At 56.3% G+C, this 14,976-nt stretch carries 13 protein-coding genes; 7 read left to right on the top strand and 6 right to left on the bottom strand.

Annotated features, from left to right (window positions below):
* Nucleotides 1-29: 29 nt before the first annotated feature.
* The 5 genes from ACVCAM_RS08525 (at nucleotide 30) to ACVCAM_RS08505 (ending at nucleotide 7,051) form a co-directional block, all read left to right on the top strand.
* The gene (locus ACVCAM_RS08525; protein WP_320750934.1) at nucleotides 30-584 is read left to right on the top strand and encodes a hypothetical protein; all 555 of its coding nucleotides are present in this window, start codon (nucleotides 30-32) and stop codon (nucleotides 582-584) included.
* A gap of 3 nt (nucleotides 585-587) precedes the next feature.
* A complete protein-coding gene (locus tag ACVCAM_RS08520) occupies nucleotides 588-1,664 on the top strand; it encodes a hypothetical protein (RefSeq protein ID WP_025913109.1) in 1,077 nt (358 codons plus the stop codon).
* A 75-nt stretch (nucleotides 1,665-1,739) separates the two neighbouring features.
* Nucleotides 1,740-2,180, top strand: coding sequence for a DcrB-related protein (locus ACVCAM_RS08515; protein WP_025913108.1), 441 nt, complete (start codon nucleotides 1,740-1,742; stop codon nucleotides 2,178-2,180).
* 3 nt (nucleotides 2,181-2,183) lie between these two features.
* A complete protein-coding gene (locus ACVCAM_RS08510; protein WP_407223446.1) occupies nucleotides 2,184-6,599 on the top strand; it encodes an RHS repeat-associated core domain-containing protein in 4,416 nt (1,471 codons plus the stop codon).
* Between the two features lie 8 nt (nucleotides 6,600-6,607).
* Complete coding sequence (locus ACVCAM_RS08505) at nucleotides 6,608-7,051, top strand: DUF6386 family protein (protein WP_025913106.1); 444 nt, start codon at nucleotides 6,608-6,610, stop codon at nucleotides 7,049-7,051.
* Nucleotides 7,052-7,096: 45 nt separating this feature from the next.
* On the opposite strand, the gene ychF is transcribed toward ACVCAM_RS08505, so the two are convergent.
* Both ychF and pth read right to left on the bottom strand, forming a co-directional pair.
* Entirely contained in the window at nucleotides 7,097-8,191 is a 1,095-nt protein-coding gene (gene ychF, locus ACVCAM_RS08500; protein WP_003856650.1) for a redox-regulated ATPase YchF, read from the bottom strand.
* A gap of 126 nt (nucleotides 8,192-8,317) precedes the next feature.
* Entirely contained in the window at nucleotides 8,318-8,902 is a 585-nt protein-coding gene (gene pth, locus ACVCAM_RS08495; RefSeq protein WP_008499504.1) for an aminoacyl-tRNA hydrolase, read from the bottom strand.
* Nucleotides 8,903-9,176: 274 nt separating this feature from the next.
* Here pth and ychH point away from each other — a divergent pair, with 274 nt between their 5' ends.
* Both ychH and ACVCAM_RS08485 read left to right on the top strand, forming a co-directional pair.
* A complete protein-coding gene (gene ychH / locus ACVCAM_RS08490) occupies nucleotides 9,177-9,452 on the top strand; it encodes a stress-induced protein YchH (RefSeq protein WP_008499505.1) in 276 nt (91 codons plus the stop codon).
* 121 nt (nucleotides 9,453-9,573) lie between these two features.
* Nucleotides 9,574-10,632: a MerR family transcriptional regulator gene (locus ACVCAM_RS08485; protein ID WP_025913104.1), complete on the top strand. Its 1,059-nt coding sequence runs from the start codon at nucleotides 9,574-9,576 to the stop codon at nucleotides 10,630-10,632.
* On the opposite strand, the gene dauA is transcribed toward ACVCAM_RS08485, so the two are convergent.
* From dauA to lolB, 4 genes are all read right to left on the bottom strand, one after another.
* Complete coding sequence (gene dauA, locus ACVCAM_RS08480; RefSeq protein WP_447093568.1) at nucleotides 10,618-12,297, bottom strand: C4-dicarboxylic acid transporter DauA; 1,680 nt, start codon at nucleotides 12,295-12,297, stop codon at nucleotides 10,618-10,620. The two genes, ACVCAM_RS08485 and dauA, sit on opposite strands and share 15 nt — an antisense overlap.
* A 124-nt stretch (nucleotides 12,298-12,421) precedes the next feature.
* Nucleotides 12,422-13,369: a ribose-phosphate diphosphokinase gene (gene prs, locus ACVCAM_RS08475; protein ID WP_003856663.1), complete on the bottom strand. Its 948-nt coding sequence runs from the start codon at nucleotides 13,367-13,369 to the stop codon at nucleotides 12,422-12,424.
* Nucleotides 13,370-13,494: 125 nt separating this feature from the next.
* Entirely contained in the window at nucleotides 13,495-14,364 is an 870-nt protein-coding gene (gene ispE, locus ACVCAM_RS08470) for a 4-(cytidine 5'-diphospho)-2-C-methyl-D-erythritol kinase (RefSeq protein ID WP_008499510.1), read from the bottom strand.
* Complete coding sequence (gene lolB / locus ACVCAM_RS08465; protein WP_008499511.1) at nucleotides 14,361-14,972, bottom strand: lipoprotein insertase outer membrane protein LolB; 612 nt, start codon at nucleotides 14,970-14,972, stop codon at nucleotides 14,361-14,363. Before lolB ends, ispE begins: the two co-directional genes overlap by 4 nt.
* Nucleotides 14,973-14,976: the final 4 nt, after the last annotated feature.

Here is a 14,976-nt window from a genome sequence, read left to right as displayed (position 1 = left end):
CAATACACATTCAATAAATGACGATTAACGTGAAAAAACACACGCCGACATTTCTTTTTTCTGCCCTGATGCTTACCTGTCTCGGCAGCAATGTGGTTTTGGCTCAGGTGATGCCTCCCGTTCTGACAAAACGGGATTTTTCTGTGCAGATCAAAGACCAGCCTGTCGCATTGGGCGACCGATGGTCTCCTGATAGTGCCGGTAAAATTGATGTGCCGTGGGAAGGCAACTTTGTCGGTGAGGTTCCTTTTGACGGAACGAACTATAAATTCTACCAGCATCAAAGGGCTGGGTTAGAAATATTCAGTTCCAATCTCTGGTGGGATAAAGCTGAACGAAGCGTTGATGATTATATCGTGTCGCAGATTACGCTGACTGCCGAAGACTTCGCAACGCCGCGGGGTGTCCATGTGGGTTCAACAACCAGAGAGCTGAACAACGCATACGGCAATGGCCTTGTTGAAAATGATTCAGGGACCCAGTGGGTTTCCTATGCGTTGGGTAAAAAAGTACTCTCTTTTGAGATGAAGGGCGGCAACGTTGTGAAAATAACAATGAATTACGATAATGGTTCTTCAGAGTAAATTATGTCCAATAAACTTTTAGCATCCGCATTGTGCGCGGCTTTATTGGCTGGCGTCGTTGAAACGTCAACCGCGCTTGAATTATCGCAATACAATAAGCTCAATACGGTAAGTCGCATCGTTAATGATAGCGAAGTGACAGGCATTCTCAGGAAAACGCTGGGAAATCATTACCAGGACTTTATTGATAACTTTGATGTCTTCGGTGAACCGCATACCACTTTAGGTGGAGGATTGTTTGTTGAGGGCTGGCTAAAGGATCTCTACCAGGAAAATGCCTCAGCGCTGGTTATCAATCCTGACGGCAAAATCTTCGCGGCCTGGGTGGTTCCAGAATCAAACGTTATCCATTACCAGTCATCTGATAATAGTCAGCCGATTAATGCCGATATTCAGCAATGGGCCGCCAGGTTCAATACGATGCAGTTTGCAGCGAACAGCCAATCGAGACCTGCGTTTGACGGGGTTTGGGCAGGCGGGGTTGGCAACGACTCGACGTTAACCCTGCAGTTAGCTGAATCAGGCAACCGTATCACCGGGTCTTATTGCTATATCTCCCAGAGAGGAAACCGCATCGACTGCCCGGAAGATGATGAGCATAATCTTAGCGGTACGATCGCGGGAAACCGTGCGAACGTAGAGTTCGACTCATCGTTTGGCGGCGCAGGCGGACGGGCTGTTCTGGAAATAAAGGGGAGTGAAATGGAATGGCGTCTGGTAACGCCTCCGCAAAAAGGAAATGATTATGCTCCGCAGCGTTATACGTTACGAAAAGCCGCTTCGGTTCAAAACGCTGAAACCAGAAAACTGGACACCGAAAGGTTCGCTATTTCTCTTATAAATAAGTGCGGTCATTTTGATAGCGAATGTGATCAGATGGTCTATCTCGGCGTGCGCAAAAGCGATAACAGTACGATCTCCTTAAGGGGAAAAACGTTGCACGACTCCGCAGGTAAAATAATCGGCTCAACCTACAAGAATGGCGAGATCGCTTATACCGTGACTTATGCACCCGTGAAATTGGTTGTCAGCAAAGGCAGCCATGTTTTAGTCGAACAATCAGGTCAATGGCGTAAATAATAAAACAGCCAGCCAAAGGGCCAACATGGATTGGCCTTTTTGTTTCTCTCAATATTAATCATCCCGAGTTAACTTATGAAATACACCCTCCAGGAAGGTTCATTTTCCCTTTTTCCTGCTGCCTGGCAGGATAACAGCATGAACATTATTCGCGATGACGAAAGCGGGCTGTCCGTGGTGGTCAGCCGCGGCGTGATTCTCGATGGCAGCGACTACGAACAAGAGTTTCACCGCCAGTGGGATGTGTTGCGTCCTCAGATGGGTGAGATCGCCCAGAGCGAATTCCGGAACGTAAACGCCGGGCCTGACGGAAAAATTAACGGGCTGGAAGTTGAGACCACGTTTGACCGTAACGGACAGCGCCTGTGGCAAAAACAGCTGGCCGTGCAGACGCCGGGCAAACCGGTATTGATGATTTTTACCCTCTCGGCATTAAGAGCCTTTACCGAAGAGGACGAGGTGTGCTGGAGCGCGCTTAAGCAGAGTCTGACGCTAAACGACAACCGGAATGTGTAAGGCATGAGCGATAACAACGCGGCCCGTAAGGGCGACGAGATTATTCACTCCAGCATTTTTGCTGATATCACCAGCATTGTGGCGGAAGGTGCCGCCTATGCGGTGATCGGTGCGGCAGTGGGGCTGGCGGCAACGGCTGCCGCGCCTCTACTCGGTGCGGGTGCTGCCGCCGCAGGCGTGGCGGCAATTGGATCCAGCTGTTTGTTAAGCGGGATTATCGGTGGCGTGTTGGCGAACGTGGCGGGTATTACCGACGATATCAGCAACGCCGCGGAAGGATTAGGCAATGCGCTTTTCCCGCCGTCACCTGCGGGTAAAATCACCACCGGTTCAAATAACGTTCTGACCAACGCAATCCCCGCCGCACGCGCGGCAGGCACGCTCACGCCCGCCGATACCCCGTCCCCTGAGCCGCAGTCGCCGGGCAGCTTTGCCGATTACGCGGGCATGCTGCTTTCCGCCGCCGGACAGTTTGGCAGCGAAATGTGGCAGCCGAGCGTGGCCTCAGCCGCCGCGGGAACCTCGCCGCTGGAAGAAGATAAGGTGGCGTGTGAAAAACACTCCGGGCCGCAGTATCTGGCGGAAGGCTCCAAAAGCGTCTTTATCAACGGGCAGCCCGCGGTGCGTGCGAAAGATCGCACCACCTGCGAAGGCACCGTTTCCGACGACGTCTCCCCGAACGTGATCATCGGCGGGGACACGCTTACGGTCCGCGATATCAAAAGCGGTAAAACGCCGGGTCTGGCGCTGGGGATGATTGCGCTCTCCCTGCTGCGCGGGCGTCCGGGCAAGATCCTGAAAAACATGCCCTGCGCGCTGGCCTCGGCCGGCGGCGGGATGCTGGCGGATATGGCGGTCAACGCCGTGTTTGGCTCCTCGCATCCGGTCCACGCCGCCACTGGCGTGAAGGTGCTGAACGACGACGATGAGCTCGACTTCTCGCTGCCGGGGCGCTTCCCGCTTCGCTGGCAGCGCAGCTACAACAGCCTGACCACCCGCGAAGGGCTGTTTGGTCTGGGCTGGGCAACGACCTTTGACAGCTATCTCTCGCTGGAAGATAACAATGCGACCTGGTTCGATGAAACCGGGCGCGAGCTGAGCTTTGAACTGCCGCCTGTCGACCGCGCGTTTTACAGCATCAGCGAAGGCATCATTATCCGCCGCAATGAGAGCGGCGACGTGGCGATTGCCGACGATGACGGCGCGGTGTGGCGTCTGTACAAACCGACCCGCATGAATCCTTCTATCCTGCGTCTGGCCTCCCTTAGCGATGAATACGGCAACGCGCTGCTGACGGCGTGGGACGAGCACGGCAGGCTGATTGGTATCCATGATGAGCCGCGGGCCATCGACGTCACCCTGCGCTATGAAGATGAGCGCTTCCCGCTGCGCGTTACCGCAGCCAGCCATTTCGACGGCAACCAGACCTGGCCGCTGATGCAGTGGGGCTACGACGCGCGCGGCCAGCTGGCGAGCGCGACGGATGCCTCCGGCGTGGTGACGCGTGAATACCGTTACAACGACCACGGCCTGATGGTCTGGCACCGGATGCCGGGCGGGCTGGAGAGCGAATACCGCTGGCAAAAATTCGACCACTGGCGCGTGGTGGAAAACCGCACCAGCACCGGCGACGGCTGCCGCTTTAGCTATGATTTAGCCGCCGGGCTGACGACCGTCGAACACTACGACGGTCAGACGCGCCGCCACTACTGGAACGCGCAGAATCTGATTGTCCGCTACGTAGACGAGCGCGGTGAAAACTGGCGCTACGAGTGGGATGATAACGAGCTTCTCACGCGTCGCATCGATCCGCTCGGCAACGCCGTCACCTTCGTCTACGACGAGATGGGCAACCGGGTGCAGGAGACCGATGCCGACGGCAATACCCGCACCACCACCTGGCTGGAGCACCGCGCGCTTCCCGCGGCCATTATCGAAGCCGACGGCAGCGCCACCCGGTTCTGGTACGACGAACATCACGGGCTCAAGCGCGTGGTGAACCCGATGGGGCAGACGACGCAGCTGCGCCGGGACGCGTTCGGCCAGGTCGTGGAAGAGGTCGATGCCGCTGGCAACAGCCGCTACCAGGAGTACAACGAGGCCGGGCAGATTGTCCGTTCGACGGACTGTTCCGGGCGTATTACCCGCTATCGCTATCACCCGCTGGGCTGGCTGGTGGTTGAGACTGGCGCCGACGGTGAAGAGACGCGCTACCGCTACGACGCCGCAGGGCGTCCGGTGCAGCTCGACCGCCCGGAAGGCTGGACGGAGTCGCTCAAATGGAACGAACGTGGCCTGCCGGTGAAGCATGCGGGCGCCGACGGGAAAGAGAGCGAGTTCAGATACGACGAGGCGGGGCGCTTAACCGCCACCCGAAATACGCAGGGTGAAGAGGTGCGCCGCAGCTGGGACAGCCGCGGGCGTCTGATTGCCCTGGAAAACGAGAACGGCGAAGCGTATCAGTTCCGCTGGGGGCCAGACTCGCTGCTGCTGGAAGAGGTGGGGCTTGATGGCGTGGCCTCGCAGTATCGCTATGATGCCTGCGGGCGCACGATTGCGCGCACCTTTGCCGCCGGTCATCCGGAGGCTATCACCCACGCCTTCGCCTGGAGCGCGAGCGGCCAGCTGATCGCCCGCACCACGCCGGAAGGGCAGACCCGCTACCATTACACGCCGTCCGGGCTATTAAGCCGGATTGGTCTGCATCCTGCGCTTTCAGCCGACGCGTGGACCACCGAGGCAGAGCAGGAACTTGCCTTTGAGTATGACGCGCTTGGTCGCGTGACGCGCGAAGCTGGCGAGCACGGTGAGCTGGCGTGGGAGTATGACCCGCTGGGCAACCGCACCTCCGTCACGCTGCCCGATGGCCGCGAGCTTAAGCAGTTCTACTACGGCAGCGGGCATCTGCTCAGCATTGCGCTCGATAAGCTGTCGGTCTCCGACTTTACCCGCGACGAACTCCACCGGGAGACCAGCCGCACCCAGGGGCTGCTGACCACCCGCAGCGAGTACGATCGTCTTGGGCGCCTGCATCGCCGGGACGTCTTTACCGGCAATGCGCAGCGCCCGTCGCCGCGCCGCTGGTCCCGCCGCTGGGATTACGACTACCTCAATAACCTGGTGCGCGAAGAGCGGGACGATAACCCGTTCAGCTGGTACCGCTGGCAGTACGACAGCGCCGGGCGCCTGCTCGTTCAGGACGGCACGCTGCCTGGCCAGGAGCAGTGGCGCTGGGATGCTGCCGGTAACCCGCTTGAAGGCTCTGCTGAGAAGGTCACGCACAACCGCCTGACGCAGCTGAACGGCATTCGCTGGCGCTATGACATCCACGGCCGTACCGTGGAGAAGGATAACGGCCAGACCCGCTGGCACTACCGCTATGACGGCGAGCATCGCCTGACAGAGGTCATCAGCCAGCCAAGGGACCGCAACAGGCCGCAGACGCAGGTCAGCTTCCGCTACGATCCGCTCGGTCGCCGCATCAGCAAAACGCGACGCCAGATGCTGGGCGGACAGCCAACCGGCAAGCCGGTCACCACCCGGTTTGTCTGGGAAGGGTTCCGCCTGCTGCAGGAGGTGCACGGGGATGTGCCGCTCACCTACGTCTACAGCGATCAGGACAGCTACGATCCGCTGGCGCGTATTGACGGTGTTGATGCCCCGGAGATCTTCTGGTTCCACTGCCAGCCGAACGGCACGCCGGAGCGGATGACGGATATCGAAGGGCAGGTGCGCTGGGAAGGGGTCAACAGCGCCTGGGGCAAGCTGCTGCGGGAAAGCGAGACGCAGGTATCAGGATATTCTCAGAACCTGCGCATGCAGGGGCAATACCTGGACCGTGAGACAGGGCTGCACTACAATCTGTTCCGTTATTATGACCCGGACTGCGGAAGGTTTACGCAGCAGGATCCGATAGGGCTGGCGGGGGGGATAAATCTTTACCAGTATGCGCCGAATGCGCTGGGGTGGATCGATCCGTGGGGGTTGAGTAGGTGTTCTGGAGGTACCCGCTTAACTGTCAATAAACCGAAGATTTTAAGCAGCACAAAGCTGTCTTCAACTGAGAGAAAATTCCTTGAAAGACAGTTTATGAAAAAAATGAATGCCTTAAACCGAGCGGCTCAACGAGGAGAGTTAGTTTGGTCTCCGGGCACCCATGAGGTTAGGATTTCATCTTTGCAAAGTTCTTACAGGCAGGCTGTTTCTGCGCGCTTTGAAAAAATGTTTGGCTCAGCACCTGATCTAAGTAAGTTAAACGCTGATCATCCTGTTGATTTAATTGTTGGAGGTTCGCCTACACAAAGATTACAAATGCTGAATGAAACCATTAATAAAAGTGTCGGTAGTTCTTTGAAAAATGCAGGCAGAAAGGCGGGGCTTCAGCCCGGAGATGCCATCAGTGAAATAATATTTCAGTAGAGGGTAAAATGAATAAATCCATTAATATACAGACGGATACTGCAACATTAGTAATTTATGATTTGATGTCATTAAAGCATAGGATTAATGATGATGCAGATTGGTGGAGTCTTCCAGAAGATGAAATTGAAGAAATAAATAAAGGGAATGTATTATTTCTCAATCTTGGTGATGATGGTACTTATAAAATTGATATTAAAAATGACATTGGTGAATATACCGGTTCTTTATTTTTAAACGTACCTACTGGAAAGGTTTTCATAGGGGCGGGAGAGGATGTCACTGGCGGAGATCTGGAACCAGATGATTCAGATGCTATTTCAGGCGAGTTTATTACTTTAGAACCTGGTAGTTACGAGGTTAAATATAAAAAACAAGGTTCAGATGTTCTAATTTCCTTTACAAAAGCAGTGTTTACTGAAAATTCATTAGAAGAGGGAGTTTATCTCTGAATGAAAATCCACGCCAAGGCGTGGATTTTTTTCATTCAAAACAAATCAGACGTTAAACAGGAAGTTCATCACATCGCCATCTTTAACGATGTAATCTTTCCCTTCCGCACGCATCTTGCCTGCTTCTTTCGCGCCTTGCTCACCCTTGTAGGTGATGAAGTCTTCAAACGCGATAGTCTGCGCACGAATAAAGCCTTTCTCGAAGTCGGTGTGGATTTTACCGGCCGCCTGAGGCGCAGTTGCACCTACAGGGATGGTCCATGCACGCACTTCTTTCACGCCAGCGGTGAAGTAGGTCTGCAGGTTCAGCAGCTCATAACCTGCACGAATTACGCGGTTCAGGCCCGGCTCTTCCAGACCCAGCTCGGCCATGAACTCTTCACGGTCGGCATCGTCCAGCTCGGCGATATCAGATTCAACGGCCGCGCACACGGCAACAACCACAGAACCTTCCGCCGCAGCGATTTCACGCACTTTGTCGAGGTACGGGTTGTTCTCGAAACCGTCTTCGTTAACGTTGGCGATGTACATGGTTGGCTTCAGGGTCAGGAAGCTCAGGTATTTGATCGCCGCTTTGTCTTCGTCAGTCAGGTTTTTCAGCGCGCGCAGCATGCCGGCGTTTTCCAGCTGTGGCAGACATTTTTCCAGCGCAGCCAGTTCCGCTTTCGCGTCCTTGTCGCCGCCTTTTGCTTTCTTCTGCACGCGGTGAATTGCACGTTCGCAGGTGTCGAGGTCAGAGAGCGCCAGCTCGGTGTTGATGACGTCGATGTCGTCAGCCGGATCCACTTTGTTGTTAACGTGGATGATGTTGTCGTTCTCGAAGCAGCGCACTACGTGGCCGATCGCTTCGGTTTCACGAATGTTGGTCAGGAACTGGTTACCCAGACCTTCGCCTTTGGATGCGCCTTTCACCAGGCCCGCGATGTCCACGAATTCCATGGTGGTTGGCAGAATGCGCTGCGGCTTCACGATTTCCGCGAGCTGGTCCAGACGCGGATCAGGCATTGGCACCACGCCGGTGTTCGGTTCGATGGTACAGAACGGGAAGTTCGCCGCTTCGATACCCGCTTTGGTAAGCGCGTTAAACAGGGTGGATTTGCCCACGTTTGGCAGACCGACGATACCGCATTTGAATCCCATTTCTAAATCACCTTAATATCTTGATAATCAATCCGTTAACGATAACCGATTGATGAAAAGTAAATAACTACGCCTATTATACACGTAACCCGCATGACGCGCGGTAAAAAAGCCGTATCGGGCGGATTATTGCGCTTTGAAAGCGTGTAAGCGGTTTGTCGCTTTGGTTAAGCCGTCTTGCAGCCAGATTTCCGTGCAGCGCGCCGCTTCGTCTACCGCCTCGTCAATCAGTTTCTGCTCAGAAACCGGTGGCTTACCGAGCACGAAACCGACAACTTTGTTTTTATCGCCCGGATGGCCGATTCCCACGCGCAAACGGTGGAAATTCGGGTTATTGCCCAGCTTGCTGATGATGTCTTTAAGACCGTTGTGGCCGCCGTGCCCGCCGCCCAGCTTGAATTTTGCCACGCCAGGGGGAAGATCCAGCTCATCGTGGGCGACCAGAATTTCATCCGGATTGATGCGATAAAACGTTGCCATCGCCGCCACGGCTTTACCACTCAGATTCATAAACGTGGTGGGGACCAGCAGGCGAACATCCGCGCCAGCAAGGTTGATACGTGAGGTATACCCGAAGAATTTAGGTTCTTCACGCAGGGGAGCACGTAACCGCTCGGCCAGCAGATCGACGTACCATGCCCCGGCATTGTGGCGGGTAGCCGCATATTCTGCGCCCGGGTTGGCGAGGCCGACAATTAGTTTAATCGTCACGATTCAATTCCTAATGGGTTCCAGATCTGGCGCGTAGTTTACTGTCTGGCGCGCCGCTTGACAAAATTCTGCGATCGTCGCAGCGAAATACGAATAATTACTTACCTGAACAATTAGAATTTCAAGCTGTTCAACGTGTTATTTGTAAACTTTTGTCTGGGCGTTATCTGTAATTGTGATCATTCACGCAACTCATAAAAGGAGCGTTGTCTATACTTTACACACAAGGATTAGGGGCTTTTCCCCTGACAACCCAAAGTTCCGGAGGTGACACATGAAACGCAAAAACGCTTCGCTACTCGGTAACGTGCTGATGGGTTTGGGGCTGTTTGTGATGGTCGTCGGCGTAGGTTATTCCATATTAAACCAGCTGCCACAGCTTGATCTTCCGCAATACTTCGCGCATGGCGCGGTACTGAGCATCTTCCTCGGTGCGGTATTGTGGCTCGCCGGGGCGCGCGTGAGCGGACATGAGGAAGTCTGCGATAAATACTGGTGGGTGCGCCACTACGATAAACGCTGCCGTCGAGATCAGCATAAGCACAGCTAGTGCCATGACGAAAGAATACCGAAACGACTCCCTGGGAGTCGTTTTTTTTTTGCATCGAGGGTTGACCCTCACGTAACGTAAGGCGCCAGAGTGGCGGCACTGGCAAAGAAAAGGAGCAGTTATGTTGATTCAGGTGGGTGAACTGGCGAAACGGGCCGGTATCACCGTACGCACATTGCATCACTATGAGCAAACAGGAGTGTTGCTGCCTTCTGCCAGAAGCGCGGCAGGTTACCGGCTTTACAACCTGGCGGATGTCCAGCGTCTGCACATGATCCAGGCGCTGGCAAAAGCGGGGCTGGAACTTGCTGAAATCAGGGATTTCCTGGAACAGGAGTCGCTGTCGTTAACCGAGTTACTCGATGCGCAAATCACGTTGCTGGATAAACAGCTGCGCAGCATACATACGCTGCGCGACCGGCTGGTCGAACTGCGTACCGGGCTTCTCGACGATGCGACGCCGGACCTGGAATCCTGGCTACAGACTCTGGAGTTAATGAATATGTACGATCGCTGGTTTAGCAAAGAAGAGTTACAGCAGCTGCCGTTTGCGGTGCAGAAGGACGCGCTGTCGGCTATCTGGTCAGGGCTGGTGGCAGAGGCCAACGCGCTGCTGGAGCACCATATACCCGTTACGGACGAGAGGGCGAAGGACCTGGCGACGCGCTGGATGGAGCGCCTGGAGCAGGACACGGCGGGCAAACCGGAGTTTCTTACCCGGCTGAACGAGATGCACAGCGTAGAGCCACAGATGCAGGCGCAAACCGGCATCACGCCGGAGATGACGGATTACATTACGCGCGCGTTTGCGGAATCCAAGCTCAGCATATGGGAGAAGTACCTTACTCCCGAAGAGATGGCCTTTACGCGGAAGCACTACTTTGATCGCATGATGGAGTGGCCGCCGCTGGTGGCGAAGCTGCATCAGGCGCAGCGGGAAAATCTCGACCCCGCCTCTGACGATGCCCAAAAGCTTGCCGAAAACTGGCTGGCGCTGTTCCAGTCGTACGCGGGCACCAACCCGGAGACCCAGCAAAAGTTTCGTACGGCCATGCAGCAGGAGCCGCATCTGATGAAGGGAACCTGGATGACGCCTGCCGTGCTTGGGTGGCTCCAGCAGGCGATCGGGGTGATGATGCAGAGACGTTTCTCTGCATCAGGCGGCTCACAGATCCGCTAACGCGGCTTCACGGTTAGGATAAAAAGCAAGGCGGCCAGGGATCGGCTGCACGCCTGCACGCGCCATGGTGCGCAGGGGCTGGAATTCGAGGTTACTCACCCGCAGCTCACAGCCTTCAGGCAGACGTTTCACAAAGCGCTGGAAGGCGTCCAGGCCGCCCGCATCCAGCACCGGTACGGCATCCCATTTTAGCACCACAACCCGTTTGCCCGCGATGCGAGACTCCAGATCGCTGAACAGACCTTCCGCCGCGGCGAAGAACAGCGGGCCAATCACGCGCAGAACCAGCACATCGTCAGGCACCTCCACGTTAACCGGGGAGAGGCGCGTCATTTGCGCAATACGGCGCATAAACAGCAGGGAAGCCAGCACGATCCCGACGCTGATGGCGATAACCATATCGAACAGCACGGTCAGCGACATGCAGATCAGCATCACGATGATGTCGTCTTTCGGTGCCCGACGCAGCAGGTTTACCACCTTGTGCGCCTCACTCATGTTCCAGGCCACCATCAGCAGCAGGGCGGCCATGGCGGAAAGCGGTAGCCAGGAGAGCAGCGGGGCGAGGATCAGCAGGGCGAGGATCACCAGCAGGGAGTGGATAACTGCCGAAACGGGTGACGTTGCCCCCGCGCGCACGTTTGCCGCAGAACGGGCGATGGCTGCCGTGGCGGTAATACCGCCAAAGAACGGTGCGATGAGGTTCCCTAACCCCTGACCAACCAGCTCGCTGTTGGCTTTGTGCTTGGTGCCGGTCATCCCGTCCAGAACGACGGCGCAGAGCAGGGATTCAATCGCCCCCAGCATCGCCATCGAGAACGCGGCGGGAAGCAGGGCGCGCAGGGAATCCCAGCTTAAGGTAAAGCTGGATCCGGGCATATCCCACGGCAGCACCAGCTGCGGCAGCAGCTGCGGAATGCCGCTCCCCTGCGAACCGTCCGCCAGAACATAGTGGAACTGCGAGCCGATAGTGGCGACATGGCCGCCGAACATATTGACGACAGCCATCACCGCGCAGCCCAACAGCAGCGCGGGCAGATGGCCCGGCAGTCGAATGCCCAGGCGAGGCCAGACGATCAGCGTGCCCAGCGTCACAATCCCGATGGCGGCGTCGCCCAGGTTGGCCGTCGGAAGCGCCATAAACAGCGCACCCACTTTCTGTAAATAGTGCTCCGGAACATGGGGAATTTGCAGGCCGAGGAAATCCTTGATCTGCATGGTTCCGATGGTGATCCCAATCCCCGAGGTGAACCCCAGCGTGACGGAAAGGGGGATGTACTCAATCAGCCGCCCAAAGCGGGCCAGACCAAACAGAATCAAAAAGACGCCGGACATCAGGGTGGCGACCAGCAGGCCAGCCAGACCAAACTGCTGCGAAACGGGGTAGAGGATCACCACAAAGGCGGCGGTCGGGCCGGAGACGCTGAAGCGTGAGCCGCCGGTCAGAGCGATGACGATCCCGGCCACGGCCGAGGTGTACAGGCCGTACTGCGGCGCAACGCCGCTGCCAATCGCCAGCGCCATCGCCAGCGGGATGGCAATAATGCCGACGGTGATCCCGGCAATCAGGTCACGAACAAAGCGTGAGGAGGTGTACTTCTCTTTCCAGCAGGCGTCGATGAGGGCGCGAAAGGGCAGAACATGTGAGGAGGTTACGTTTTTCACAATTATCTATCATCCGTATGCGCATCATCTGTCATGTGAATGGCAGGTGAAGGAGGCATTAATCATACAAATAAAACCCAGAGACAAAAAAACCCGCCGCAGCGGGTTTTTCGGCCGTGTTCGATTAGTGTTCGAACATTGCAGAGATGGATTCTTCGTTGCTGATACGACGAATCGCTTCGGCCAGCATCCCGGACAGGGTCAGGGTACGCACGTTTGGCAGTGCCTTGATCTCGTCGCTCAGTGGGATGGTATCGCATACTACAACTTCGTCAATGACGGAGTTGCGCAGGTTGTTTACGGCATTGCCGGAGAAGATCGGGTGGGTCGCGTAAGCGAATACGCGCTTGGCACCACGCTCTTTCAGCGCTTCAGCCGCTTTACACAGCGTACCGCCGGTATCGATCATGTCGTCAACCAGCACGCAGTCGCGGCCAGCCACGTCACCGATGATGTGCATCACCTGAGAAACGTTAGCGCGCGGACGACGTTTGTCGATGATCGCCATGTCGGTGTCGTTCAGCAGCTTAGCGATAGCACGGGCACGTACCACGCCGCCGATGTCCGGAGAAACCACGATGGGGTTATCCAGGTTCAGCTGCAGCATGTCTTCCAGCAGGATTGGGCTGCCGAATACGTTATCAACCGGGACGTCGAAGAAGCCCTGGATCTGCTCTGCGTGCAGGTCAACGGTCAGTACGCGGTCAACGCCAACGCTGGACAGGAAGTCAGCGACAACTTTCGCGGTAATTGGCACACGCGCGGAACGGACGCGACGGTCCTGGCGGGCATAGCCGAAGTAAGGAATAACAGCAGTGATACGGCCTGCGGAAGCGCGACGCAGGGCGTCGACCATAACAACCAGTTCCATCAGGTTGTCGTTCGTTGGAGCACAGGTGGACTGGATGATGAAAATATCACCACCGCGTACATTTTCGTTAATTTGTACGCTGACTTCGCCGTCGCTAAAGCGACCTACAGCGGCGTCGCCGAGGGAAGTGTACAGGCGGTTGGCAATACGTTGTGCTAGTTCCGGGGTGGCGTTACCAGCAAAAAGCTTCATATCAGGCACGAGAAGAACCTCAGGCATGCGTCCAGTGGTGGATAGCGTTCGCCGTAAACTGTGCGGGCCAGGCAAAGGCTATCCAGGCGGTGTATTAAAGAGCGCGATGCAACGTCTGGAACAGGGTGACGTTGTCACCGAAACTCAGTCTGCGCCAGAATGGCCTGCTGTAGGGGGGAAATGTTCATCCCACGCGCTACAAAACCATGCAGCCAAACCGGCGCTTGCTCAAGCACCTGACGAGCGGCGGATTCGGTGTCAAATTCAGCAAAGACACAGGCCCCTGTACCAGTCAGGCGCGACGGCGCGTATTCTAACAGCCAGGAAAGCACCGCATCAACCTCGCGAAAACGTTTTCTTGCGATATCCTCGCAATCGTTGCTGAATTCACAATTTAATAACGTTTCTATTGACCGAATCGGGGTATTTCTTTTCAGGTCAGGATCTTTAAAGATAACCGGGGTCGGAATGCTCACGCCGGGGTGAGCAACCAGATACCATTTTTCCGGCGGGTTGACCGGGGAGAGGATTTCGCCCACGCCCTCAGCAAAGGCCGCATGACCGCGCACAAACACCGGGACATCCGCACCCAGCCTCAAGCCTAAGGCGGCCAGTTCGTCCTGCGACAGCCCACAGCCCCAAAGGTGGTTCAGTGCAACCAGCACGGTAGCGGCGTTTGATGAGCCTCCGCCCAGGCCGCCGCCCATCGGCAGACGTTTCTCGATACGGATGTCCGCACCGCTTCCCGCCGGCAGACGCCCCGATTCCGCGGCGGCGTTCATCAGCAGACGCGCAGCGCGCACAATCAGGTTGTCCTCATGCGCCACGCCGTCGACCGGCGTCAGGAGGCAAATCTGCCCGTCCTGGCGCAGTTCGATAGAAATTGTGTCGCCATAGTCAATAAACTGAAACAGCGTCTGCAGGGTGTGATAGCCGTCAGCGCGCTGGCCGGTAATGTATAAAAACAGATTCAGTTTTGCCGGAGAGGGCCAGTGGGTCATCATTTAACGATCCAGTTGTCCATTTTCAGCTTGATGCGCTGGCTGCCCTGGGTCAGTTCCATGTTGGATGGCAGCGACGGTTTACTCTTGCTGTCATAGTCGCTGTACACCACTTTCCAGGTCTTGCCGTTCTGGGTGTAGTTCACCTGGCTCAGACGATACTGATCGTCAAGCGTGTAGTCGGTGGCGTCACCCGGCAGGCCAAGGATCCACTGGCGCAGGCTGTTGAGCGGGATAGGCATTCCGGTCAGCTTGCCAATCATCTCTTCGGCATCGGTTGCGGTGTAGTGCTGGCCTTTGTTATCGGTGATCTGCGCTTCGCCCGGTTTCGCGATAAGCTCCAGCTCGGTGCTGCCCAGCGGGTTCAGCAGCAGCAGGCGATAGTTGTCCTGCCCCGTCTGCTGCCAGAAGAAACGGGCGTACACTTTTTGCTCATCAGAGAGGTAGGCGAAGGCGCCGCGGGTCTGGTACTGGCTCAAATTACGGACGTCCTGCTGGTGCTGACGCCACTGGGGTGAATCAGGGCTTTTGCCCGGGCCTTTTGGTTGGGTGACGGTACACGCGGTCAGAACCAGTGCCGCCAGGGGCAGCAGGCGAATCAGTCGGGTCATAATG

The sequence above is a fragment of the Enterobacter sp. CFEC122 genome, from assembly GCF_052983755.1.
Note: the sequence above shows the minus strand (reverse complement) of the source record. Positions and strands in the feature narration are given on the sequence as shown.

Excerpts from the sequence above, each read along its gene's own strand:
- lolB (WP_008499511.1), bottom strand. The coding sequence starts at position 14,972 with ATGACCCGACTGATTCGCCTGCTGCCCCTGGCGGCACTGGTTCTGACC.
- ACVCAM_RS08485 (WP_025913104.1), top strand. The coding sequence starts at position 9,574 with ATGTTGATTCAGGTGGGTGAACTGGCGAAACGGGCCGGTATCACCGTA.
- ACVCAM_RS08510 (WP_407223446.1), top strand. The coding sequence starts at position 2,184 with ATGAGCGATAACAACGCGGCCCGTAAGGGCGACGAGATTATTCACTCC.
- ispE (WP_008499510.1), bottom strand. The coding sequence starts at position 14,364 with ATGATGACCCACTGGCCCTCTCCGGCAAAACTGAATCTGTTTTTATAC.
- ACVCAM_RS08520 (WP_025913109.1), top strand. The coding sequence starts at position 588 with ATGTCCAATAAACTTTTAGCATCCGCATTGTGCGCGGCTTTATTGGCT.
- ACVCAM_RS08515 (WP_025913108.1), top strand. The coding sequence starts at position 1,740 with ATGAAATACACCCTCCAGGAAGGTTCATTTTCCCTTTTTCCTGCTGCC.
- ychH (WP_008499505.1), top strand. The coding sequence starts at position 9,177 with ATGAAACGCAAAAACGCTTCGCTACTCGGTAACGTGCTGATGGGTTTG.
- ychF (WP_003856650.1), bottom strand. The coding sequence starts at position 8,191 with ATGGGATTCAAATGCGGTATCGTCGGTCTGCCAAACGTGGGCAAATCC.
- ACVCAM_RS08505 (WP_025913106.1), top strand. The coding sequence starts at position 6,608 with ATGAATAAATCCATTAATATACAGACGGATACTGCAACATTAGTAATT.